Source organism: Secundilactobacillus odoratitofui DSM 19909 = JCM 15043, assembly GCF_001434895.1.
In the GTDB taxonomy this organism is placed as follows: Bacteria; Bacillota; Bacilli; order Lactobacillales; family Lactobacillaceae; genus Secundilactobacillus; species Secundilactobacillus odoratitofui.
Genome location: NZ_AZEE01000023.1, coordinates 1 through 205, shown reverse-complemented (window position 1 = coordinate 205; position 205 = coordinate 1). Strand labels below are relative to the sequence as shown.

Below are 205 nucleotides of genomic sequence, written 5' to 3'. Positions count from 1 at the left end.
GTTGATCCGGTGTCAAGACACCATCTGGTACTTGCACTGTAAAGTCACCGGTGTCATCGGTCGTCTTACCCGTAATTGGAGCACCGTTGCCATCCAAAATTGGGTCGCCATTCTCATCAGTCAGCGTCACCGTGGTCCCAGTTGGGGCATCAGTGGCCGTCCCGGTGATGGCATAACCGCCATTATCACCATCGATTGTGGCATT

Annotated in this window: 1 pseudogene; it reads right to left on the bottom strand. The window is 53.7% G+C overall.

The window, feature by feature from the left end:
• Positions 1–205 (bottom strand): annotated as a pseudogene (locus FD04_RS12610) (hypothetical protein); the annotation flags it as partial.